At 56.7% G+C, this 23,652-nt stretch carries 18 protein-coding genes and 2 pseudogenes; 10 read left to right on the top strand and 10 right to left on the bottom strand.

The window, feature by feature from the left end:
- Positions 1 to 1,236: an NADH:flavin oxidoreductase/NADH oxidase family protein gene (locus AC3ITY_RS20105; protein WP_489304533.1), complete on the bottom strand. Its 1,236-nt coding sequence runs from the start codon at positions 1,234 to 1,236 to the stop codon at positions 1 to 3.
- A 352-nt stretch (positions 1,237 to 1,588) separates the two neighbouring features.
- Here AC3ITY_RS20105 and AC3ITY_RS20100 point away from each other — a divergent pair, with 352 nt between their 5' ends.
- From AC3ITY_RS20100 to AC3ITY_RS20080, 5 genes are all read left to right on the top strand, one after another.
- Positions 1,589 to 2,203, top strand: a complete 615-nt coding sequence (locus AC3ITY_RS20100; RefSeq protein ID WP_489304532.1) for a TetR/AcrR family transcriptional regulator — start codon at positions 1,589 to 1,591, stop codon at positions 2,201 to 2,203.
- An 85-nt stretch (positions 2,204 to 2,288) separates the two neighbouring features.
- Positions 2,289 to 3,380 carry a VOC family protein gene (locus tag AC3ITY_RS20095; protein ID WP_489304531.1) on the top strand — a complete coding sequence of 364 codons (1,092 nt, stop codon included), beginning with the start codon at positions 2,289 to 2,291 and terminating at the stop codon, positions 3,378 to 3,380.
- Positions 3,381 to 3,555: 175 nt separating this feature from the next.
- Complete coding sequence (locus tag AC3ITY_RS20090) at positions 3,556 to 4,512, top strand: fumarylacetoacetate hydrolase family protein (RefSeq protein ID WP_489310951.1); 957 nt, start codon at positions 3,556 to 3,558, stop codon at positions 4,510 to 4,512.
- Positions 4,512 to 6,413 (top strand): acyl-CoA synthetase, encoded by a 1,902-nt coding sequence (locus tag AC3ITY_RS20085; RefSeq protein ID WP_489304530.1) that lies wholly within the window; start codon positions 4,512 to 4,514, stop codon positions 6,411 to 6,413. The genes AC3ITY_RS20090 and AC3ITY_RS20085 overlap by 1 nt, the downstream gene beginning before the upstream one ends.
- A 155-nt stretch (positions 6,414 to 6,568) precedes the next feature.
- A complete protein-coding gene (locus tag AC3ITY_RS20080) occupies positions 6,569 to 7,888 on the top strand; it encodes an outer membrane protein transport protein (RefSeq protein WP_489304529.1) in 1,320 nt (439 codons plus the stop codon).
- Between the two features lie 442 nt (positions 7,889 to 8,330).
- Here AC3ITY_RS20080 and AC3ITY_RS20075 read toward each other — a convergent pair whose 3' ends face one another.
- The 3 genes from AC3ITY_RS20075 to AC3ITY_RS20065 all read right to left on the bottom strand — a co-directional run bounded on the left by AC3ITY_RS20075 (position 8,331) and on the right by AC3ITY_RS20065 (position 11,823).
- Positions 8,331 to 9,761, bottom strand: a complete 1,431-nt coding sequence (locus AC3ITY_RS20075) for an IS1182 family transposase (protein ID WP_489304407.1) — start codon at positions 9,759 to 9,761, stop codon at positions 8,331 to 8,333.
- 143 nt (positions 9,762 to 9,904) lie between these two features.
- Positions 9,905 to 10,411, bottom strand: coding sequence for a peptide-methionine (S)-S-oxide reductase MsrA (gene msrA, locus AC3ITY_RS20070; RefSeq protein ID WP_489304528.1), 507 nt, complete (start codon positions 10,409 to 10,411; stop codon positions 9,905 to 9,907).
- 422 nt (positions 10,412 to 10,833) lie between these two features.
- Positions 10,834 to 11,823 carry a LysR substrate-binding domain-containing protein gene (locus AC3ITY_RS20065; RefSeq protein WP_489304527.1) on the bottom strand — a complete coding sequence of 330 codons (990 nt, stop codon included), beginning with the start codon at positions 11,821 to 11,823 and terminating at the stop codon, positions 10,834 to 10,836.
- A gap of 96 nt (positions 11,824 to 11,919) precedes the next feature.
- Between AC3ITY_RS20065 and AC3ITY_RS20060 the strand changes: the two genes are divergently transcribed.
- The 3 genes and pseudogenes from AC3ITY_RS20060 to AC3ITY_RS20050 form a co-directional block, all read left to right on the top strand.
- Entirely contained in the window at positions 11,920 to 13,089 is a 1,170-nt protein-coding gene (locus AC3ITY_RS20060; protein ID WP_489304526.1) for a M20 aminoacylase family protein, read from the top strand.
- Between the two features lie 59 nt (positions 13,090 to 13,148).
- On the top strand, positions 13,149 to 13,937 hold the full coding sequence (locus AC3ITY_RS20055) for an ABC transporter substrate-binding protein (RefSeq protein WP_489304525.1): 789 nt from the start codon (positions 13,149 to 13,151) through the stop codon (positions 13,935 to 13,937).
- Between the two features lie 60 nt (positions 13,938 to 13,997).
- Positions 13,998 to 14,087: pseudogene (locus AC3ITY_RS20050) on the top strand (histidine/lysine/arginine/ornithine ABC transporter ATP-binding protein); the annotation flags it as partial.
- A 7-nt stretch (positions 14,088 to 14,094) separates the two neighbouring features.
- Here the strand turns inward: AC3ITY_RS20050 and AC3ITY_RS20045 are convergent.
- The 4 genes from AC3ITY_RS20045 to AC3ITY_RS20030 form a co-directional block, all read right to left on the bottom strand.
- Complete coding sequence (locus tag AC3ITY_RS20045; protein WP_489304524.1) at positions 14,095 to 14,835, bottom strand: Mut7-C RNAse domain-containing protein; 741 nt, start codon at positions 14,833 to 14,835, stop codon at positions 14,095 to 14,097.
- Between the two features lie 100 nt (positions 14,836 to 14,935).
- On the bottom strand, positions 14,936 to 15,754 hold the full coding sequence (dapF, locus tag AC3ITY_RS20040; protein WP_489304523.1) for a diaminopimelate epimerase: 819 nt from the start codon (positions 15,752 to 15,754) through the stop codon (positions 14,936 to 14,938).
- Between the two features lie 413 nt (positions 15,755 to 16,167).
- A complete protein-coding gene (locus AC3ITY_RS20035; protein WP_465802548.1) occupies positions 16,168 to 17,199 on the bottom strand; it encodes an IS110 family RNA-guided transposase in 1,032 nt (343 codons plus the stop codon).
- Positions 17,200 to 17,359: 160 nt separating this feature from the next.
- Complete coding sequence (locus AC3ITY_RS20030; protein WP_489304522.1) at positions 17,360 to 17,695, bottom strand: hypothetical protein; 336 nt, start codon at positions 17,693 to 17,695, stop codon at positions 17,360 to 17,362.
- Between the two features lie 691 nt (positions 17,696 to 18,386).
- Between AC3ITY_RS20030 and AC3ITY_RS20025 the strand changes: the two genes are divergently transcribed.
- Both AC3ITY_RS20025 and AC3ITY_RS20020 read left to right on the top strand, forming a co-directional pair.
- On the top strand, positions 18,387 to 18,737 hold the full coding sequence (locus AC3ITY_RS20025) for a BON domain-containing protein (protein WP_046042568.1): 351 nt from the start codon (positions 18,387 to 18,389) through the stop codon (positions 18,735 to 18,737).
- A gap of 196 nt (positions 18,738 to 18,933) precedes the next feature.
- Complete coding sequence (locus tag AC3ITY_RS20020) at positions 18,934 to 20,364, top strand: IS1182 family transposase (protein WP_489304407.1); 1,431 nt, start codon at positions 18,934 to 18,936, stop codon at positions 20,362 to 20,364.
- Between the two features lie 289 nt (positions 20,365 to 20,653).
- Here AC3ITY_RS20020 and AC3ITY_RS20015 read toward each other — a convergent pair whose 3' ends face one another.
- A complete protein-coding gene (locus tag AC3ITY_RS20015; RefSeq protein ID WP_489304521.1) occupies positions 20,654 to 22,516 on the bottom strand; it encodes an NAD(P)-binding protein in 1,863 nt (620 codons plus the stop codon).
- Positions 22,517 to 22,981: 465 nt separating this feature from the next.
- A pseudogene (locus AC3ITY_RS20010) lies at positions 22,982 to 23,602 on the bottom strand (tyrosine-type recombinase/integrase).
- Between the last annotated feature and the right edge of the window lie 50 nt (positions 23,603 to 23,652).

Here is a 23,652-nt window from a genome sequence, read left to right as displayed (position 1 = left end):
CTAAACCCGGCCAATCCATTGCCGATAGTTCTTCGCCTGACGACGAGACTTCAGCTGATTGCCGATCAATGCCATGAGTGGCGACGTCCTGGGTTTTGTCCGTTTTCCTTGACTCAGCAAGCCGAGCTGCTTCTTGATCACCGACGCCACTGCCAGCGATGCCAGCGCCTTGTTCTTCCAGCGGACGACGATGGGCTCCACTTCGGTGTCCTGACCTGCCATCCACTGGCTTGGCAGGGTCGGCTCGATTGCCAACGCAGTGGCAAGGCCCACCATCGACACCGAGCCGCTCACCACTCGCTCCGCCACCTCCTTTCTACGCACGCCGCCGGTGACCATCAGCGGCATGCGCGCTATTTCTCCTATTTTCTCCGCGAACTCGAGAAAATACGCCTCTCGAGCCAAGCGGCTGCCATCGCGGGTCTGCCCCTGCATTGCCGGGCTTTCGTAACTGCCACCAGACAACTCGACCAGGTCGACCGCCTTGGCGTTAAGCATTTCCACCACGCGAGCCGCATCCTCGGCATCGAAACCGCCGCGCTGAAAGTCCGCGGAGTTGAGCTTCACAGCAACGCAAAATATAGGTGCCACTCGCTGACGTATTGCATCGATGGTTCGCAGGAGAATTTGCGCACGATTTTCCAGGCTGCCACCCCAGCTGTCGCTACGCCGGTTGGTCAAGGGCGAAAGGAATTGGCTGAACAGGTAGCCATGCGCTGCATGAATCTCCACCCCGGTGAATCCGGCACGCTCGGCTAGCGCTGCGGCATGGGTATAGCGCTCAATCAGCTCTTCGATCTCCTGCTCATCCAAGGCCCTGGGCGGCACAAAAGCCTTTGATAGTCCGGGAATGTCAACGGCAACCGCGGAGGGCCCCCGTGCCGATTGCCCCATGGAAGCCAATAGCTGCCGTCCGGGATGATTGATTTGCATCCAGGCCTGGGCTCCACGACTGCGGCAAGCATCGGCCCATAGCCTGAACTCGCCCAGGTTGCGATCGTCCTCAAGCACTACGCCAGCGGGTCCGGTCAAGGCGTGGCGGTCAACCATGACGTTGCCAGTGATGATCAGACCGGCACCACCCTCTGCCCAACGCCGATAGAGCTTGACCAGCGCTTCTCCTGGCGCGTGGTCCTCATCGGCAAGGTTCTCCTCCATGGCAGCCTTGGCGATTCGGTTTGGAATCACCGTGCCGTTAGGCAATCGAAGCGGTTTGAAGAGCTTTGAGCCGGTCATGTTCTGTCCTTCAGCTAATGAAAAGTCGGCCAGCCATCGCTAGGGGTTCATACCGTTTGAGAGCTGTCTGCACAGTGCTTGCTCAGGGTGTTGAGGTACTGGTTTCCATCGATGGGCAGGGCTTGATGCTTGCCGAGAAGGCGAGCCTGAGATACGACATAATTGAACACTAGTGTTCAATTATGTCAATGTATAGGACTTTTATTGCCTCGGCGATATCAATCAAAGCATCCGAATTATCAGGTTTTAAGTGGGTTTTCAGACAGAAAAACCTACACGCTTAAAAATACTGTTGACGTAAAATGAACACGAGTGTTCAATCGGTCCATGAGGTAATCCTGGAGAGAGAACCGTGGAATCCCTGAATCCAACACAGCGCCGCATTCATCAAGCTGCCTTTCGCCTGTTCGCCGAGAGAGGCACCTCCCAAGTGAACATCCTTGACCTCGCGCAAGAGGCAGGCGTGGCGCGCGGAACGGTTTATAGCAACATCGACAGCATGGAAAGCCTGTTCGAGGCGGTCGCCAGTCATCTCGCGAGGGAGATGCATGAGCGCGTCAACAAGAGCTTCAATTCCCTCTCCGATCCGGCTCAGCGCCTTGCCAATGGCATTCGGTTCTTCATTCGTCGAGCTCATGAGGACTCCCAGTGGGGGGCGTTCATCCACAAATTCGCCATGAGCAATTCTTCGTTGCGCGAAATGTTCAGCAGCCAAGCGACTACGGATCTTCTGAACGGACTTTCCACTGGACGCTACACGTTTTCGCAGGAGCAATTGCTCTCGGTACTGACGCTGATATCGAGCAGCGTTCTTGGCTCGATTTTCCTGGTGCTGGAAGGTCACAGAACGTGGCGAGAGTCGGGCTCTGATACCGCCGAGCTGGTACTGCGGGCATTGGGTGTGCCGCCAGAGGAGGCGCGTGCGTTGGCGACCATAGAGTTGCCGGTACTTCCGTCTCTCGACTGAGTTCGTAACTGGCCCAACTAGACAAACCCCTGATTTTTCAGGGGTTCGGGACAGCTTTGCCCTAAAAACCCGGAAAACAAGAACAATGAACAACAGAAATGAATTGCACCGGTTAGCGACACAACAACCCGCCCGGCATCCGCAGCCGACGGTCAAGGCCCAGGCGCTGACTCACCTGATCTTTCAGAGACCGGATTTGAAGGAGGCAGCGCGTTTCCTGACCGATTTCGGCTTGACGGTAAGTCGGCAGGACGCCGATACGCTCTACCTGCGCGCCACCGAGCCCACTTCATACTGTTACCGTATCCATCTTGCAGAACAGGCACGTTTTATCGGATTTGGGCTGGCAGTGCAGTCTCGTGAGGATCTGGAAAAGCTCACCCGAATCCCAGGTGCTTCACCGGTAGCGAAATCGGACCATCCGGGTGGCGGGTACTGCGTCAGACTGACCGATCCTTCCGGTTTCACGGTGGAAGCTGTCTGCGACCAGACCCCAGGTAAAACGCTGGCACACCGGGCACCGCTTGCCTGGAATCTGGCGCACGAGCAACCGCGAATCAACGCCACGCAGCGTCCGCCGATTGCTCCCCCTGAAGTACTCAGGCTTGGCCACATCGTGATCGAAGTGGCTGATTACCAGGCGACTTGTGCCTGGTATACGCAGCATTTCGGGTTTATTCCCAGCGATGTGCAAGTACTCCCCGACGGCACGCCTATCGTCGCTTTCATGCGCCTTGATCTTGGTGACATTCCCGCGGCACACCATACGCTCGCGATAGCGCAAGGGTTCATGGCGACCTATAGCCATAGCGCCTATGAAGTCGTCGATGCAGACGCGGTGGGAATGGGGCAGCGCTTCCTGCGGGAGCGGGGTTGGGAGCATTCATGGGGAATCGGTCGACACATTCTGGGCAGTCAGATCTTCGATTACTGGCAGGACCCATGGGGCAATAAGCACGAGCATTACTGCGACGGGGATATTTTCACGGCCAGTCGGCCGACGGGGATTCATCCGGTAAGCCCCGAGGCCATGGCCCAGTGGGGGCAGCGCATGCCCAAGAGTTTTACAAAACCCAAGATAAGTTTAACCAGTCTGCGTGCGCTGATTCGCAACCTGCGACGCAGCCCGGACTTAACCATTCGCAAGTTGATAACACTCATGCGGATGTTCGGGTAGAGCTGCCGCCATGTCGGGCAACTCAACCCAGTATGGCCGGCGATACGTGCTCAAAGCCGGCGCTTTGATCGCCGGCGGTTCGTTTATCTACAACATCGCCAGCCCACCCACAGAACAACACCTCAGTTCTCGTGCCACCGAACGCGGGACAAACGCCGCTCCAGGAGTACCTTCAATGTCTGCTGTACACGTAGTCCGTTTTGAATTCGAGAACGGTATCCACTGGGGCGTGCTTCGCCAGGGCCGTATCACGGTCATCCCCGGTGTTTTTGAAACCACCGGTGACTTCATTCGCCAGAACAGTATCGACGACCTCGCTCAATTGAAAGGCCCTGAGCTGGAGGAGGGCGAAGTAAAGCTGCTGTCGCCGGTGACCCGTAACCAGCAGTTCCTCTGCCAGGGCGCCAACTATCGACAGCACATGATCGAGTCGGGCATGGACCCGGATGCGAAGAAATTCAACATGATCTTCACCAAGGCGACGAGTTGCCTGGTAGCGGCTGACAGCGACCTGGTCAAGCCGCGCACCGTGCGCTTCCTCGACTACGAAATTGAACTGGGGCTTGTGATGAAACGCGCGATCACCGGCGCTGTTTCTATCACCGACGCCAATCTGCATGAGTTCATTGCAGGCGTCGTCATTGTCAATGACTACTCGGCTCGTGACATTCAGATTCCCCAGATGCAGTTCTACAAGGGCAAGAGCTTCCGCACTTTTGGTCCGGTCGGTCCCTACCTCTGTCTTCTGGATGCCAAGGACATGCATTACTTGAAAGCACTGCAGCTGCGTCTGACGGTCAACGACCAGGTTCGCCAGAGCGACAGCACGGCCAACCTGGTTTACGGTCCGGCTGAAACCCTTACCGAGCTCTCCTCAGTGCAAGATCTCGCCGTTGGAGACCTGATCGCTACCGGTACTCCCGCGGGCTGTGCGCTAACGATCCCTTCACCTGCGAAACAGCGCATTGCGGCCCTGATGCCAGAAGCCACCAAGTGGAAACTTTTTCTCAAGGCGCAGGAGAGCCGGCCGCAATATCTCAAGCCCGGTGACGTGGTCGAGGCGCGCATTCGCAGCGCCGATGGTGTGGTCGACCTCGGTTTACAACGCAACCGAGTCGTGGGGCAAGCCTGATGATTGTGCAGACCCTGGACGACATCGAAAGTCTGGAACGAGTCCCCTTGTCGGAGCGTGACCTGGCTTCCAGTACTTATGAAGCGCTGCGACAGGCGGCCGAGTACACCCCCCAGGCACCGGCGCTAAGTTTCTTCGCCGATGCCGCCGATTTCAAACGCACCTACGAATGGAACTACTCTCAGCTATTCGCGGATATCACCCGCGCGGCAAATGCCTTCCATGACCTGGGCATAAAACCGGGTGAGGTGCTTGCCTTCATCCTGCCCAACCTGCCGGAAACCCATTTCACTATATGGGGCGGGGAGGCAGCCGGCATCGTCATGGCGATCAATCCTCTGCTCGAGGCCAGGCAGATGGCTGGCTTGCTGAATGCCGCGAAGGTATCCGTGGTGGTAACGCTTGCGCCGACGGCGGGCAGTGATCTGTGGCCCAAACTGGCTTCGCAGCTGGATCAGCTACCCACGGTCAGGTCTGTCGTTTGGGTCAGCATGGAGCCCTATGTCGCCGAACCTGTGCGTGGGGCTCTAAAGGCCATGGCGCTGAAGGTGCGAGGCTTACACAGGGGTATCGTGATCCACGATTGGCAATCGCTGATGAATACTCAGCCGCACACACACCTGAAAAGCGGTCGGCAAATCCGCCAGGATGACTGCTCCTCCTACATCTGTACTGGCGGCACCACCGGGCTCCCCAAGATCGCCGCGCGTACCCATGGTTCGGAAGTATTCAATGCATGGGCTGTGTCCGCTCATCTGCAGCCACGCAGTGGTGGTCAGGTTATCTTTTGTGGCCTGCCGCTATTTCATGTCAACGGACAACTGGTTACTGGACTGACGCCTTGGACTCAAGGCGACCATGTGATCCTCGGGACGCCTCAGGGGTATCGTGGCGAGGGGGTGATCCCACGATTCTGGGAGATGGTCGAGCACTTCGGTATCAACCTTTTCTCCGGCGTGCCAACTGTCTATGCAGCACTTCTGCAAAATGAATGGCAGGGCCGCGACCTGTCCAGTCTTCGCTTTGCAATGTGTGGCGCCGCACCCATGCCGGCTGAGCTTTTCCGTGAGTTCGAGCGCCGGACCGGGGTAAAGATCCTTGAAGGTTACGGTCTTACTGAGGGCGCCTGCGTCTCCTCAATCAATCCACCCCATGGCGAGCGCCGTATCGGCTCCATCGGGATACGGATTGCCTACCAGAATATGCGCGCGGTCCTGCTCGATGACTCTGGAGAGTACCTGCGCGACGCTGACGTGGATGAGATCGGCCTCATTACGATCAGTGGTCCGAATCTCTTCGAAGGCTATCTGGAGGAGCGTCATAACCAGGGACTCTGGATCGATATCGACGGTCAGCGCTGGCTGAATACGGGCGACTTGGGTCGCCAGGATGCACAGGGTTACTTCTGGCTGACCGGACGCAAGAAAGAGTTAATCATCCGCGGCGGCCACAATATCGATCCCAAGCAAATCGAGGAGGCACTGCAGGCACATCCCGCCGTCGCCCTGGCCGCTGCGATCGGCAGCCCCGACGCCTATTCGGGCGAGGTGCCGGTCGCCTACGTTCAACTGCGCCCCGGGCACACCTGCAACGCAGAAGAACTTGAGTCGTTCGCTCAACTCAACATCAGCGAGCGGGCTGCAGTTCCCAAGCGCATTGAAATCCTCGAAACGTTGCCACTGACTGCCGTGGGCAAGATATTCAAGCCCTCCTTGCAGCAGCGCGAGATTGCCAGGGTAGTCCAGCAGGAAGTGGAGCGCCTGTGTCTGCAGGAGATTGCGGTAGACGTGGTGCAGGATGGTCGTCGTGGGCTAGTCGCATGCATACGGGCCGGGGCCGATGAGGAGAACCTGGCCCGCCTTTTGGGTCGCTACAGCTTTCAAGTGGAATGGCTTAAATGAGCCCGGATTTGCCACCGTAAATCCAACAAACATGCCTTGGTGCTGTTCCGCCAGGGTCTTTACACAACTTCGGTCAACTTCAACTGGCACTGACAAGTGCACAGGAAGGCGAAGCCTGCCTGCGTGCAATCAAAAAAATAATAAAGAGGTGGAAAATGAAACTGAATAGCCGTGCGATTCCTTATTTCTCCGCTCCGCGAGCAAGTGTTGCCTGGATTAAGTTTACCGGCGCCATTGCAATACTCACCGCCTCAGCAACCGCGGGCGCCAATGGCATTGCCCTTAATGAACAGAGTGCAAGCAGTGCGGGTACTGCGTATGCGGGAAGGTCGTCTTCCGCGTTGGACGCCAGCACCATCTTTGGGAATCCTGCGGGCTTGACCAAGTTGAAGCGTAGTGAGATTTCCGGCGGAGCCGCGGTCGTCTCGGTGAGCGACGACATTAGTGATGCACAGAGCAGTGCCTCAGGAACGAATAAAGGGGACTCGGTACCTTTGGGGGGCGTGCCCTTCGCCTATATGTCGACGCCGCTTGACGAGCGTTTTTCGATTGGTCTGGGCCTGTATGCTCCGAGTGGCCTGATCAATGATTACGAGGGCTCTTTTCAGGGCCGCTACCATGGTTCCTATAGCACGACCAAAGAAATAACCCTGCAGCCCACCATTGCCTATCGGATCAATGATTACGTGTCCATTGGAGGCGGACCGACCATAAATCGTTTCAATGCAAAGCTTCAGAATTACCTGGCCACCGGCGCCCTGAACAACGGCGAGGACACACTGGTCACCATCAAAGGCGATGACACCGCGCTTGGCTACAACGTCGGCATCTTGGTTGACTTTACTGAGGCAACTAGTTGGGGGATTAACTATCACTCGAAGGTGAGCTATGAACTCGAAGGGCATACTGAGATTTCCGGCTCCCCGAGCGTTATCCCGCTGGACGGAAAGTATGACAACAAGATAGACATCACCATGCCCGAATCCGTGGACACGTCTATCACCCATCATTTCAATAGTCGCTGGACGGGATACCTGGGGACCACCTGGAAACGTTGGAGCCGGATCCAGAAGGTCGAGGCAGTCAACAGCGGTCTTTCCCCCCTCGGCCAGGCGGCTGGCCTGGGACGTGTGACCGAAGAAATGAACTGGCGCGACACTTGGGCCACCGCAATTGGCGCGTCCTATCAATTGAACCAACAATGGCTGCTGCGCGCAGGCTACGCCTATGATCCGTCGCCCATTAGAAATGCCGATCGCAGCGTGCGCGTTCCGGTTGGGAATCGCCAGGCCGTGACCTTGGGCGGTGCTTATTCGCCGAATCCCGATCTGACGATAGACTTTGCTTATGGTTATCTCTGGGATTCCAAAGTTTCCGTAAAACAGTCGAACGACTCCGGTCTTCAGCCTGAATACAGTGCCAAATATGACAATAGTGCGAATGGAGTTTCAGTGCAGGCAACCTATCGGTACTAATCGACAGAGCTCCATTTTTAATGGCGTCCATTTGCACAAGCCTTCCGCCTTTAATCGATAGGCAATTATCCTTATGGGCGTGATGCAGTTCCGCCTGTCAATCAGCACCAACTGCCGCGAATACTTTCGCAGTAGTTGGTGGGTTGTCGGCAATAACCCATTCGAGAATGTGCCGGTCGATTTGCACGTACCGCCACCTTCGATGAATCGCTCCCTGCGAAAGATACTCAAGGGTAAGAGACGGTTGTTGGCCCCGCTTTGCAATCGCCACCGGCAGCTTTTGGCCCAGAGTGTGTAAAAACACTTTCGTATCTGGGATGCCTAAGCCCAGCGCTCTCGGGCGAGGCGATTACCTAAACATTTGCCATGATTAGCACCGGTAGCGCTGCAAAGCGTTTATGAAGCGCTTTAGCGCCTCTTGGAGCAGCAAAAGCTGGGGCTTTTACGCCGCCATCGCCTTCAGCAAGCCTTCTGTACCGATGATTTTCAAGACTCGTTTCATGTTGTAGGCGAGCACATTGAGGCTCATCTCCGCGCTGACTCCGACCAACTTACGAGTCAGGAAGTGCGTCGAGCCCATCCATTGTTTGAGCGTCCCGAAGGGATGCTCAACAGTCCTTTTTCGGACTCGCATCATGTCAGGTGCATGGTTCATTCGACGCTGCATTTCCTCCAGCACGGCCTCGTGTTCCCAGCGACGGACTCGCCGCTCCGTACTCGGTGTGCACTGGGGTTTTAGCGCGCAACTCTGGCAACGTGAACTCCAGTAACAGTGCATATTCATGCCTTTCTCAACGCTTGAGAAGCGCAAGATCAGTGCTTCTCCCGCCGGGCAGACATATTCGTTTTTCGTCGGGTCATAAATGAAGGCATCTTTGTTGAATCGTCCTTCCGCCTTGGCACTGGAGGTCATTGGCTTTGGTACATAGGCGGTGATGTTGGCGTCGTGACAGGCAAGGATTTCCTCGCCCTTGAAGTAGCCTCGGTCAGCTACTACCGATAGCGTTTCTGAGGCCATCGCTTCCCGAGCCTGCTTCGCCATCGAGCTGAGTTGGTCTCGGTCAGAACCAGCATTGGTGACCTCGTGAGCCACGATCAAATGGTGCTGGGTATCGACCGCTGTTTGCACGTTGTAGCCAACGATTCCGTTGCCGCGTGTCTTCATCGAACGGGCGTCAGGATCGGTCAGTGAGACCTGTTTGTCAGGGGATTCGTTGAGCTGAACCTCGATCACCAGAAGCTCTTTCATTTGAGTTTTAAGTTTCGCGATTTTCTCTTCCAGACGCGTGGCATCTAGCTCGGAGGCAGTTGGAACCTTCCGATCAGCCGCATCAAGCGCAGTCAGGTAACGGTTGATGCTCGACTCAATTTCTTCCATTCGCCGCTTCAGTTTGGCGCTGGTGAAGTTGCGGTCACGATTGTTCACCGCCTTGAATTTACTGCCGTCGATAGCGATCAGGTTTTCCTCGAAAAGCCCCAACTGCTGGCACAGCACAACGAACTGGCGGCAGACCCCACGAATGCCTTTGCTGTTGTCTTTTCGGAAGTTGGCGATGGTTTTGAAGTCGGGCATCAAACGCCCGGTTAACCACATCAGCTCGACGTTGCGCTGGGCTTCTCGCTCAAGGCGTCGGCTCGACTGAATGCGGTTGAGGTAACCGTAGATATAGATCTTCAGCAGGATCGCAGGGTGGTATGCAGGTCTGCCGGTTTCGGCTGGAATGACGCCATCAAAACCCAGCTTGGCCAGGTTGAGTTCATCGACGAAAACGTCAACCACGCGTACCGGATTGGTATCGCTGACATAGTCGTCGAGGCATTCGGGAAGTAAGGTGCTTTGACCTCGGTGTTCACCCTGGATAAACCGTTTCATGGGTTTCCCTTGCGATGAAATTCTCAGAAATCATAGCAAGGGTTTGTCCGGGCGTTTTTACACACTCTGGGCCGGTTTCTGCCTTCCACGACCGGCTGAAACCGGCCAGAAGTGGTCACCTCTGCGCTTCACAAGCACGACTCTCAGGCGCGCTTGGGGAGCTTCCAGTTCGGGCGGATGAAGTGGCATGTGTAGCCATTCGGTATACGCTCGAGGTAATCCTGGTGCTCCGGCTCCGCTTCCCAAAAAGGTCCCGCCGGTTCGATTTCGGTGACAACCCGGCCTGGCCACAGGTGTGAAGCATCGACATCGGCAGCGGTGTCCTCGGCGATGTCGCGTTGCTGTTCGCTGAGGTAGTAGATCGCCGAACGGTAGCTGGGGCCCAGGTCATTACCCTGACGGTTGGGCGTGCTGGGGTCGTGTATCTGGAAGAAGAACTCAAGGATCTGCCGGTAGCTGATCACGGCAGGGTCGAAGACGATCTCGATGGCTTCGGCGTGGTTGCCATGGTTGCGGTAGGTGGCATTCGGCACATCGCCGCCGGTGTACCCGACCCGCGTGTGCAGCACACCGGAATAGCGCCGCAGCAGATCCTGCATGCCCCAGAAGCAACCTCCGGCGAGAATGGCAGTTTCGGTTTGTCTGGTCATGGTCTGTCGTTCCTCTCGGAGGAGTTGGGTATAGCCATTGTTATGAGGGCGTGTTGGCCAATTCCAAGGTTTCGCGCAAACAGAACGGGAAAGACTGTAGTTGGCCGATTGTTGCCTGTCGTGACGGGCACCAATCGGCCGAGACTGTGAAAAAACGTTTTTGAGCGCGACAGGTACTCAAAATCGGACTGGAAATCGCGTTTCTACGCGAAATCCACATATGCTGACGTGCCGATAAATTTCAGATTTAACGTAGATGCGCATACTTCAATTTTGGTGAAGCGTTTTTACACACTCTGGGCCGAGAGCCGCCTCTGGCCACGTAAAAAAAACAGTCAGAAGTGAACGCTTGGCTGCGGCACCTACGGCCAGATTCAACCCAAGACGTCCTGAGGTATCAAACATAAAACCGTAGGGTCACCTCACAGCCGCAGCCGTAAGGTTTCAAACAGCGCGCGGTCTTCCTTTTTGGCCGAGCGCGCATGGCGTCGAATGACCTGCAACAGGCATTCGGTGAAGCAGACCGCCGGATTGCTCAGTGCGCCACTGCGGCGCGTCACGATGCTCAGCTGTCGGGGCTCGAACTGCTCGGTCAGCCCCAGGGATACCACTCGCCCCAGAAATGGCGGGGCTGTGCTCACGATGGACGGCCCCCAGGTGCACATGTCGGCCCGCTCGACCATCATCTGCAAAATGGCCAGCGAATGAGCACGCACGATTCGATTCTCATCGATCTGCGCGCCGTGTTTCCAGAACAGTTCCTGCATCAGCCCATCGTGCCCATCCGGCGCGTAGTTCAAGGTCCAGTTTTCTTCCAGTAACTCGTGGATCGATCGCGCATGCTGTCGGGCGTGACCCTCGCGGACCAGCACCGAGGTCTGGTAATCGAGCAAGGTTTCGCAGGCGAATTCCTGGGTCGATTGTGTGGGGTGGAGTTGACCAATCGCGAAGTCCATGCTGCCGTCGCGCAGCAGCGGTTGGGCAACGGCCATCAGGCTTTCGAACAGTTCCAGCTTGATTTGTGGCATACGTTCGCGAAAAGCCAACACGACTTCAGGCAGGAAGGTCAGGGCGACCCATGGGGTGATCCCGACGCAGAGCCGGCCTTGAGCCTTCCCACGCATGTGATCAAGCTCGGTCTGTGCGTGTTCCAGTTGCTTGATCACCAGCCGGGCGTGAGTCAGCAGCACTTTGCCGTATTCAGTGAAGTTCAGACCGCTGGCGGTTCGGGTAAACAGCGGTAGCTGCTGGCTGGTTTCCAACTCGCGCAGCGCTTTGGTCACTGCGGCCTGGGAAATCTCCAGCGAACGAGCGGCCGCGCGGATACTGCCGGTTTCGGCGCTGGCAATCAGCGCCTGTAATTGATGCAGTTTCATCTGCTCACCATGGTGACAACTTATGGTTGTCATCATAACCAAACTGCGCCTCCCCAGCCCAGCGTCCGTTCCCTAAGATCGACCCCAACAGCGCTTTCGCTGCTGCACAGCCCCTGTCGAAGGAGAACACCCATGAATGCCGGCCTGGTCCTGCCTGGTATTGCCGCGATGCAAGATGAAATGATCGCGATACGTCACAGCATTCACGCGCACCCTGAACTGGGTTTTGAAGAATTCGCCACCAGTGAGCTGGTTGCAGCGTGTTTGACTCAGTGGGGCTTTGAGGTCAGCACTGGGGTGGGCAAGACCGGGGTCGTTGCCACCCTGAAAAATGGCGAGGGTCGGTCCATTGGCTTGCGCGCTGACATGGATGCGTTGCCGATACAGGAAACCTCCGCTTTGCCTTATGCCAGCCGGCTCGACGGAGTCATGCATGCCTGCGGTCACGACGGTCATACAGCAGTCCTGCTGGCAGCCGGTCAGTACCTGGCCCGGACACGGGCATTCAATGGCACCGTGCACCTGATTTTCCAACCGGCGGAAGAAGGGCTGGGCGGTGCCAGGAAAATGCTGGAGGAAGGGCTGCTCGAACGGTTTCCGTGTGACGCGATCTTCGCCATGCATAACGTGCCGGGTTATCCCGTCGGGCATTTGGGTTTTTACAGCGGACCGTTCATGGCGTCTGCCGACACGGTTAACATCAAAATCATCGGCAATGGTGGCCATGGTGCGGTGCCGCACAAAGCCGTCGACCCGGTGGTGGTCGGTGCCTCGATCGTGATGGCCCTGCAAAGCATCGTCTCGCGCAACGTCAACCCGCAGGAGATGGCGATTATCACGGTGGGCTCCCTGCATGCCGGGAGCGCCTCGAATGTCATCCCGTCCAGCGCCGACCTGAGCCTGAGCGTACGCGCCCTGACCCCCGAGATTCGCCACTTGCTGGAGGTCAGAATCACTGAGTTGGTCAAGGGCCAGGCCGAGAGTTTTGGCGCCCGGGTCCACATCGATTACCAGCATTGCCATCCGGTGTTGATCAACGATCCCGAACAGACAGCATTTGCCCATGAAGTCGCCCGCGACTGGCTGGGAGAGGAACACCTGATCGATGACTTGCGACCGTTCACGGCCAGCGAGGACTTTGCTTTTGTCCTGGAAAAATGCCCCGGCAGCTATCTGGTGATCGGCAACGGCGAGGGAGAAGGCGGGTGCCTGCTGCACAACCCCGGCTACGACTTTAATGACGGCTGCCTGCCGGTGGGCGCGAGCTATTGGGTCAAGTTGGTCGAACGATTTCTGTGTTGAGACGGTGCATTTTCGCCCGTTGTGCTGGTAAAAAATCTGCGGCCTGAAGAGGAATAAAAATGAACAAGATAATTGCAGCCGTTTCCCTGGTGTTCCTGACGGCCTCGAGCCTGGCGGGGGCGGCCGACTGGTCTGGAAAAGTGTTGAAGCTGGGGGTGGACCCGACGTATCCACCGCTGGAATACAAGAACCAGGATGGCACCCTGACCGGCTTCGGGGTCGACATCGCCGAGGCGTTGTGCGCCGAACTGAAAGCCCGATGTGTCTGGGTGGAAAGCAGCTGGGACGGGATGATCCCGGGACTGCTGGCGCGCAAGTTCGATGCGGTGGCGTCTTCGATGACCATCACACCCAAACGCCTGGAGCAGATTGCGTTTACCGACAAGGTGTCCAATGCACCGGCACGGTTAGTGGTCAAGCGTGGATCGGGATTACAGCCGACCCTCGAATCGCTCAAGGGCAAGCGCATTGGTGTGGAGCAGGGCTCGACCCAGGAGTCCTATGCCAAAGCGGTTTGGGGTTCCAAAGGCGTGGACGTTCTTTCCTATCAAAATCAGGACCAAGTGTACGCCGACCTGGTAGTGGGGCGACTTGATGCCTCGTTGCAGGGATCCATTCAAGCCAGTTACGGCTTCTTGAAAACAGCGGCGGGTAAGGACTATGAATTTGCCGGTGCCACTCTGGATGCCCCGGGCTTCTTCGGCGTCGGTGATGGCCTTGGTCTGCGCAAGGACGATGTCGCGTTGCGCGAAGACTTGAACAAAGCGCTGGCAACCATTCTCGCCAACGGTACTTACGCGCGGATCAACAACAAGTACTTCGATTTTGACGTCTACGGCGCCAAGTAGCGCGTCGTCGTTAGCTTGAACAGGGCGCTCGTTCGAGCGCTCTACCCCGGGCGGTTACGGAGCCTGCGCAGCTGATTGTCGATGGTGTTTCAGCACTTCAATTTGTGGAGCCACAAGACTGTGCTGGAAAACATCATCGAGTGCCCGATGCGCGCGGCTATCGGTTCAGCAGAGGTGCCAGCAATGCACACATGCCGCGCCAGTGCGAACCCTCCCAGTAAACCCGTTGGCAGGCGTCACAGCGCAGGAAGTGCGAATAGAGGGCGCCAATGCGTGGCGGCACCTGCGTCCGGGCCAGTTCCAGGCTTATCTCGTGCAGCGGCAGGTTGCAATGAAGGCACAGACTGAATGGCCGCGCGCTACGCGCCAGGTCGAGGCGCTCGTACAATTCGCGCAGCTGCAGCGACGGTTTCAGGGCATGCACATAACAGCCGTGGCTGATGATTCGCCGCTTGAGCAGTTCGCGGTCGCGGGTCAGCACGATACGTCCTTGCTGCGCAGCGATCTCGGCGATCTCGCCATCCTCGAAGCCATTGTCGTAGAGGGTGTCGAAGCCGCTCATGCGCAGCAGGCTGGCCAGCCCGCCAAGGTGCGCATCAGCGACGAAGCGCAGCACCCGTAAAGGTTGCGCACGAACCTTGAGCAGCGGGCTGATGTCCAGCGCTTCGAACTTGGGATACACCGCCAGCCGGTCACTGTCGAGGATCACCCGCTCCAAACCCACCGACTCGCCGTTGAGCAGTACCAGTTCGACCTCGGTGTGCGGCACCCCGAGCGCCTCGATCATGTGCTTGACCGTTGCCCCTTGCGCGCACTGGCAGGTGAAGGTTTGCCGCCGCCGTTCGGCCGGCAGGAAATCGTTGAGCTCATCAAAGAAGCGGAAAGTTGCACTGGTCATGTTGAACAGTATGGCAGGGCTGCGGGATGTGCGAGTCTGGTCCGGACATCACCCATCTCGTTTGGGAGTGACGACTTACCTGCTTATCACGATTTAGCCACTACAAAGCTTGTAGCAGGGCGCCCGAAATTATTCCCGAAAAAGTCGTCCCTACCGGACCGATCAGGACGACAGGTCCCACTCCATCCCATTGAACCGTTACAGTTCCGCCATCACATTCAACCTCAACGCAATTGTCTAACAAGCCACGACGAATGCCGTTTACAGCAGCGCCACAAGAACAGGAACCTGAACCAAGCGGAATCGCTCCCCCGCGCTCCCAAATGCGCAAACGAATGTGCTTTCGGTCAATGATCTGGACGAAATGCACGTTCGTCCTGAGGGGGAAAAGGGGGTTGGTTTCAATGGTCGGTCCGATTGTAGCTATATCCACAGCGGTAAGATCATCCACAAAATAGGTGCAGTGCGGATTTCCCATGCTGCAAGCTGTTGGGCTACCCGCAAGTGGTAAATCAACAGTATCCATTTCCACAGCCAGAGGAATAACCGACCAGTCGAAAAGTGGTACTCCCATGTCGACGGAAATTGCGCCGGTTGAGGTCCGTTCGCAAGTGAGCAGGCCACGGTTGGTTCGCAGCGTTATCGACGCAGTATTGGATTCGCGCATCAACATATCCGCGGCACCCCGCGTTGCGCTGCCACAAACGTCCAGTGTGGAGCCATCTGCATTCCAAAACATCAAGCGCGCATCTGCATCATCGTCATCGAGCACCACCGCGAGTTGGTTGAACCCGACTCCTCGGTTGCGGTCACCCATTCGCCGAGCCATGCTGTCTGTCATTGGATTGAACGAGTTACGCGAGTCCACGATAACGAAGTCATCGCCATTGGCGTGCATTTTATGAAACCTCAGCGGCATAAATTGACCCTGGCAATGAGAAATGGGATGAGTTGATGTTTAAAGTCGATCTATCCCCATTCACATGGTTTTTGCAAGCTGTGTGGACGCTCAAGAGGGGGAGGTGCCTGGCAGACAATTGCGTTGCGCAGTTAACCTTCAGGTACAAACAGTCCGTATATGGACTCCTCCTCATTGCAAGCCTCCGTTGCTTTGGCGCCCGTGCCGACTGCACACGTATATTCGGCCTCTTACTGCGGCATCGTTTCGATGCAGGGCCATGATGGGCTATTCGCGCGTCGGCTCCCGATCGCTTTTACGTGCTTTATGCACCTGGACGTTAAAGGGTTTTGCCGACGCCGGTTCGACCGGTTTGCCATTGCTCGGGTTGCTTCGCAATCGTGGTGTTTGGGGCTTCTTCCGGGATGAATGGGTCAGGCCGCTGCCCGATCCGGTTGGTAATCAGTACCGTTGCGCAGCATCGCCCAAGCCATGCGTGCAGTTTTGTTCGCCAAAGCGATAGCGGCGACATTGGGATGTGAGCGCTCGGCTAAACGGACAGCCCACTGGCTGAGTCGGTCATCTTTAAATTTGGCCGTGCGTAGTGCCGATCGTGCACCATGGATCATCAGCGTTCGCAGATAAGCATCGCCACGTTTGCTGATGCCCAGCAGTCGATCCTTGCCGCCGGAGCTGTGTTGCCTCGGCGTCAGCCCTAACGAGGCGGCCAACTGCCGGCCATTGGCAAACTGTCGGGCATCACCAATGGCAGCAACGAGTGCGGTGGCTATCATCGGGCCGACCCCGCGCAGCTGCTGCAAACGAACGGCCGTTGGTTCACTTGCCGCGATTGCCGATATCTCGCTGTCGAGTTCGCCCACGCGTTCATCCAGTGTGCGAAGGTCGCCCCACAAGCCATCCAGCAGACGACGAAAACGTACCGTCAAACCGTTATCCGCCTCTTCCAACCAGCACGGTATGGCGCGACGCAGCATCAGCAACTCCTTCGGAGCAACGAGGCCGTACTCGGCGATCAGCCCACGAATCTGATTGGCTTTGGCCGTCCGCTGTTCGATTAAGCCGGCCCGGATGCGATGCGTCGCCTGGATATCCTGTTGTTCGATGGTCTTGACGGCGACGAAGCGCATGCTGGGGCGGCTCATTGCCTCACAGATTGCTTCGGCATCGTTGGCGTCATTCTTGTTGCTCTTGACGTACGGTTTGACGAACTGCGGCGCAATCAGCCTCACCCGAAATCCACGTGCTTGTAGTTGCCGCGCCCAATGGTGCGCACCGCTACAACTTTCCATGCCGATCTCACAGCCGGGTTCGATCTTCTCCAGCACCGTTTGCAGCCAGCGTTCGCGAGACAGACGCTGCCGCCAGACTGGCTGCTCATGACGATCCACGCCGTGGATCTGAAACACGTTCTTGGCCAGGTCGACCCCAATGCGCATAAGCTTCATGTGTGGACTCCTTCTCACGGTTGACTGCGGTTCGCACCTTCAGTCTGGCACTCAAGATGCCGAAGTGAGGAGGGGTCCATCCCATTGCTTTTGGCCGATTGTTGCCTGATGCCAAGGGCAAAAAAGCCCGCTCAATGGCGGGCTTCGTAATCGGTTTTTCCTATGGCGCGTGGCCCAAACTATTGCGGAATTCGACCTCAAGCTTTCGACAAACTTCTGCGATAACGTTTTTCCCGACTGCCGGGCCGGAGTAGCTGTTTACTTCCTCGCGGCATCGTTCGGCGGCCTCTCGGGCCTGCGTTCTTTCCTTGCCTTCCGATGTGTTGCTGACATAAAAGCCGAAAGCGAGGTACAAGGTGATGGCGATAATGATTCCGACGACGATCTTGCTGTCCAGGCCCATACCCTTTTCTGACGGTAGTGGCCACCCAGGTGGGATTCGTGTTTTTTGCCTGAGGTCAGATTGGCAGTGTTTGCATAAGATGGCTTCAGCCATGATGACTTCCGCGCAATATGGGCAACTCTTTTTTCCAGCCTCCACAGATGAAACTCCTTTTTCAAAACGGGATTCTATCATTGGGCCTGAGGGGCGTTGAGGGAGCGTCGCTGTTTTCCACTAAAAGATCTTCTGGGCTCGCAATGTAACGCCAGCCTGAATCGCTCCCAGTTTGTCTGGCAAAACAAAATCCGATATTGAATGAGTGCTTTTGGCCGATTCTGTTGAAAAAGTCGACCATGGTTTGCGCAGCAGAAAAGTATGCGTCCGAGATTGAATTCTTTACTTTCGGCAGAGGCTTCCGGACTCGGATTTCACGTAGCAGTGTGCAAAAAAGGCGTTTTAACCAGTCAATGACCAGGCTGTTTGGGCGAGCCGACTTTTTCAACAGAATCGGCCGTTTTCTGTCGGTCGAGATCGGCAGCAATGGGTTGATCAGGGCTGATCGCTATAAGGACTGTTTGAAGTGCTCTGTAGGTGTTGCGCCTGGCACAGAGCGACCAAGGCGGACGTTCACGGGGACATCGCTCTGACCGCAGGCAACGGCCGTACTATAATTAATTTCTGTCAATGTTTGCGTGGCGAGCGCTCCAAAACGAATCAGGTATCCATAGCGTTCACCTGACAGGCGGAGGGCGGCACAGCAAATGGGATGGACAGTACGTCTGATTACGCGAGAGAGGGTTCAGCCATGAAAATTCACTCCTTCCAGCATTACTCTCATGGTCTGGAAATGGCCGTTCACGATGCATGGATTACCGCCAGGGTGAAGTCGGCCCTGGCATTTTCCGATCCGACCCTTAGCCTGCATATCAATGTCAAAACCCATGCGGGCATAGTGGGGTTAAGCGGCCGCGTCAACACTCATAGACAGTGTGAACAGGCCATTGGTCTGGCCCGTTCGGTTCATGGTGTCGCCGAAGTCGATGCCAGCGACTTGCAGACCCATGTGTTCACGCCAGGGAGTTTTCCAGAAGCGCCCAACGCCGAAGAGAGCACTGAGCGCCGGCCACAATCGTCAACAAAGATGGACGACAAATGATAATGGCAACTTTGTAGACGCCGCGCTCCCAGTCGGGAACCGAGGGCGGAGGGAAGCTTTATGCCTGTGTGCCCCAGAGTGAATCGCACATGGTTTCGTGGACATTTCCGACTGGCTGCTCTTGGCCCAGAGTGTGTGAAAACGCCCGGACAAACCCTTGCTATGATTTCTGAGAATTTCATCGCAAGGGAAACCCATGAAACGGTTTATCCAAGGTGAACACCGAGGTCAAAGCACCTTACTTCCCGAATGCCTCGACGACTATGTCAGCGATACCAATCCGGTACGCGTGGTTGACGTTTTCGTCGATGAACTCAACCTGGCCAAGCTGGGTTTTGATGGCGTCATTCCAGCCGAAACCGGCAGACCTGCATACCACCCTGCGATCCTGCTGAAGATCTATATCTACGGTTACCTCAACCGCATTCAGTCGAGCCGACGCCTTGAGCGAGAAGCCCAGCGCAACGTCGAGCTGATGTGGTTAACCGGGCGTTTGATGCCCGACTTCAAAACCATCGCCAACTTCCGAAAAGACAACAGCAAAGGCATTCGTGGGGTCTGCCGCCAGTTCGTTGTGCTGTGCCAGCAGTTGGGGCTTTTCGAGGAAAACCTGATCGCTATCGACGGCAGTAAATTCAAGGCGGTGAACAATCGTGACCGCAACTTCACCAGCGCCAAACTGAAGCGGCGAATGGAAGAAATTGAGTCGAGCATCAACCGTTACCTGACTGCGCTTGATGCGGCTGATCGGAAGGTTCCAACTGCCTCCGAGCTAGATGCCACGCGTCTGGAAGAGAAAATCGCGAAACTTAAAACTCAAATGAAAGAGCTTCTGGTGATCGAGGTTCAGCTCAACGAATCCCCTGACAAACAGGTCTCACTGACCGATCCTGACGCCCGTTCGATGAAGACACGCGGCAACGGAATCGTTGGCTACAACGTGCAAACAGCGGTCGATACCCAGCACCATTTGATCGTGGCTCACGAGGTCACCAATGCTGGTTCTGACCGAGACCAACTCAGCTCGATGGCGAAGCAGGCTCGGGAAGCGATGGCCTCAGAAACGCTATCGGTAGTAGCTGACCGAGGCTACTTCAAGGGCGAGGAAATCCTTGCCTGTCACGACGCCAACATCACCGCCTATGTACCAAAGCCAATGACCTCCAGTGCCAAGGCGGAAGGACGATTCAACAAAGATGCCTTCATTTATGACCCGACGAAAAACGAATATGTCTGCCCGGCGGGAGAAGCACTGATCTTGCGCTTCTCAAGCGTTGAGAAAGGCATGAATATGCACTGTTACTGGAGTTCACGTTGCCAGAGTTGCGCGCTAAAACCCCAGTGCACACCGAGTACGGAGCGGCGAGTCCGTCGCTGGGAACACGAGGCCGTGCTGGAGGAAATGCAGCGTCGAATGAACCATGCACCTGACATGATGCGAGTCCGAAAAAGGACTGTTGAGCATCCCTTCGGGACGCTCAAACAATGGATGGGCTCGACGCACTTCCTGACTCGTAAGTTGGTCGGAGTCAGCGCGGAGATGAGCCTCAATGTGCTCGCCTACAACATGAAACGAGTCTTGAAAATCATCGGTACAGAAGGCTTGCTGAAGGCGATGGCGGCGTAAAAGCCCCAGCTTTTGCTGCTCCAAGAGGCGCTAAAGCGCTTCATAAACGCTTTGCAGCGCTACCGGTGCTAATCATGGCAAATGTTTAGGTAATCGCCTCGCCCGAGAGCGCTGGGCTTAGGCATCCCAGATACGAAAGTGTTTTTACACACTCTGGGCCGATTGGTGCCCGTCACGACAGGCAACAATCGGCCAAGAGCAGCCGATCAAGGCCTACAAAATCAGGGGCGATGCAGTTCCCTGCCTGCAATGCCCCTTGTGGATCGAAGCTACGTCCACTTGATCGTCACTACGCCACTTCCCTCACAGCCCTATACGCCTCATCAATCGCCGCGTGAGCATAGGCGCTCCAGGCCGCGTCCGAGTTGGCGATGCTGACGTGGCCAACCGGCTGACGGGCCAGGTTCATCAGCTTTTCGCTCTCGTCGGAGTCGTCGTACAGGCTGTTGGAGAAGCACGCGTAGCCGTGCGACCAGCGGTTGACCGTGATGTCGAGGATGTCGGTCTGGTGGTTGAAGCCGCCTGGGCCGAGCATGCGTTGCAGTTGGTCGCGCAGTTGCGCTTCAAGGACATCGAAGGATTGCCCGTACAGGCGGCCACGGCCGGCGCGAGCCTGATCGCGGGCATTCATGCCGCTGTTGGGGCTAGTGGGCACGTAGACCATGTGCAAGCCGATGGGCTGGGTCGGGTCTTTCGGATGCTCATAACCGCCCATGCTAACTGGGTAGTCGAGCTTGACCACGCTGTAGGGTCGGGTCGCGGCATAAGCCTCGTTCACCCCCAGCTTCTGGAACGACTGCCAGTTGCGGATCACCACCTTGGTGTACACCAACGGGAACTTCACGTTCTGGCTCAGCGCATGGGCCTGCTCGGTGGAAAGGTCACGCAGCAGGTACGGGATGATCATGTTGTAGCAGGCCATGATGCAGCGCTTGCCGCGCACTTGGTTCAGTTGTCCGCCACGGCTGTAGCCGACGTTCACTCCATTGCCGACGTTGCGCACGCTGACTGCCGTGCTATTGAGGCGTATGCGCACCTGGGTCTTGGGCTGGTCGAGTTTGGCGTAGTCGAACGGGGCCAGGACGATATCGTCCATGGTGTGTCCCGGTGCCACGGCTGGGATCAAGCTGCGCACCAGCAGACGAGCCAGCGAGGCGTTGCCATCGGGGAAGTGGTAGATGTAGGGCTCTTCTATCTCTGCCAGGGCTTCTTCGGTGAGCGGCTCCAGACTCATCGCGCCAAAGCCTGGGTAACCGACGTAGTAGGCGTCGTACGCGGCCACGGCATCGATGCTCAAGCCCATGAAGTCATTGGTACGGTTCTGGAAGTACTTCACCGCCTGCTCCGAGAGCCCTACATCCCTGAGCAGGAAGTCGCGGTAGCTGGTGGTTTCCAGGTGCGCGGTCTTTTCCTCAGTGGACTTGCCTGGCAGGTAGTCCTTGGGCGCGTTGTGCAAGGAGATCAACGCTTGACGATCGGCCAGTGGCAGCGGGAAGTCGTTGATGAAGTCTTCAAAGGAGCGAACGTGCAGTTGGTTCGAGGCGATGTCGTCGGCCGCCATGGACGTCGGGTCACCGATCACCAGTTTGTCTTCGCCGAAGTTTTCTTTGTCGAAAAACACCGCGTGCGATAGGCCTAGACTTGGGTAGAACTGGCGGTCGAAAGCGGTTTCAAAACGCGTGATGTCCACCCCGAGCTTTTTCAGCAGGCCGTTCACTTCTTTGCTGAACAAGTGGTTGGGCGACTGGAAGGATTCACTGCCGCCATAGCCGAGGATCATCTGGCCACCAGCAGAGAATTCGTTGCGCTTGGCGTGGCCGCCGAAGTCGTCGTGGTTTTCCAGGATCAGGATGCGTGCCTTGGGGTGTTTCTCACGGTAGAACCAGGCGGCGGACAAGCCGCTCAGTCCGCCGCCGACCACCACTAGGTCATACTCTTCGCTGATCGGCAGCTTGTCGGTATCAAAGACCGTTTTCTCCTGCCCCATCTGGTGTGCCAGCTCGAACGAGCCGACGTGGCTGCCGCGCAAGCCGGTAAGGGCGGGTGGATAGTAGCGGCCATCGGGGGCAGCCTGGAGGATCTGCAGCGGAGTCATGCCGGCAGCGATGGTGATGGCGACGCCGTTGAGGAAGTCGCGGCGGGTGATATCCATGATCAGTCCTTTGTTTGTTGTTATGAGTGTTCATTTGGGACATCGAATGCAGGCTGAGGAACACCACGCAGCCTCACGATAGCCTGGCCGTCAGGGCCAGGGCTGGACAGGAAACGACGAAACGAATTCACATTGGGTCGAACAGCAGCAGGGCTGTGGGATTGTATTTGTGCCCCCCGCTCCGGCGGCTCAGTTCTTTGCTTCTAAGAGAGAGTGCAATGGAAAGGAGGCGGGCTTCTATCCGATTTGCGCATGCTTGAGCGCCCTATATTGGTGCGTTGATGACCAGTGCCACGGTTCGCCAAGGAAGTTGAATCGTCCCTGATTTCTCAGACAAGGTGATATGCCGTAATGGGTCGATTGCTACCGGTCGCAACAGTCACCTGTTGGCCGATATCCACCGCCCGCGAAAGGCAGCAATGGGTCGGATAGCGACGGTCTAGCATCGACCGTCACTATGGATGATCAGACTTCCGTCTGTTCTGCCATTTCCAGGGCATCATCGACCTCGATTCCCAGGTATCTGACAGTGCTTTCAAGCTTCGTATGACCAAGCAGGAGTTAGACAGCTCTCAGATTCTTCGTCCTGCGATAGATCAATGATGCCTTGGTTCTCCGTAGCGTGTGGGTACCGTACATGGTTGGGTCAAGGCCAATGGCTGTCACCCACGCTTTGACTATTCGAGCGTATTGCCCGGTGGATAGATGCTCTGAGGCGTGCAACCGGCTCGGGAACGAGCAGTCCTCGCTGCGGAGATGCGCCTGATGCATCCACGCCTCCAGAACCGTTCGGGTTTGCTCAGTGATTTCAAATTGCACTGGGTGCTGAGTTTTCTGCTGCATCACGATGGCCCGTGACGACACATGCTCCCCATGGGCAATGTCTCGGACTCGCAACTTGGTTAAGTCACAGGCACGCAGCTTGCTATCGATGGCCAAGTTGAAAAGCGCCAAATCACGTGTCTTCTCAGCAAGCTGAAGTCTCACGCGGATGGCCCAGATATCTCTGACTCGAAGCGGAGCTTTCTGCCCGACAAGCTTTCCCTTGTTCCAAGGCTGATGGCTGTATCTAGCAATAGTGTTCATGGCTCGTCCTCCACGTTGAGGGGAGGACAAGGGTGGATCAGTCACAATGG

This window comes from Pseudomonas sp. GL_091, from assembly GCF_057837725.1.
The sequence above is the reverse complement of the archived record's forward strand: the minus strand, read 5'-3'. Positions and strand labels throughout refer to the sequence as shown.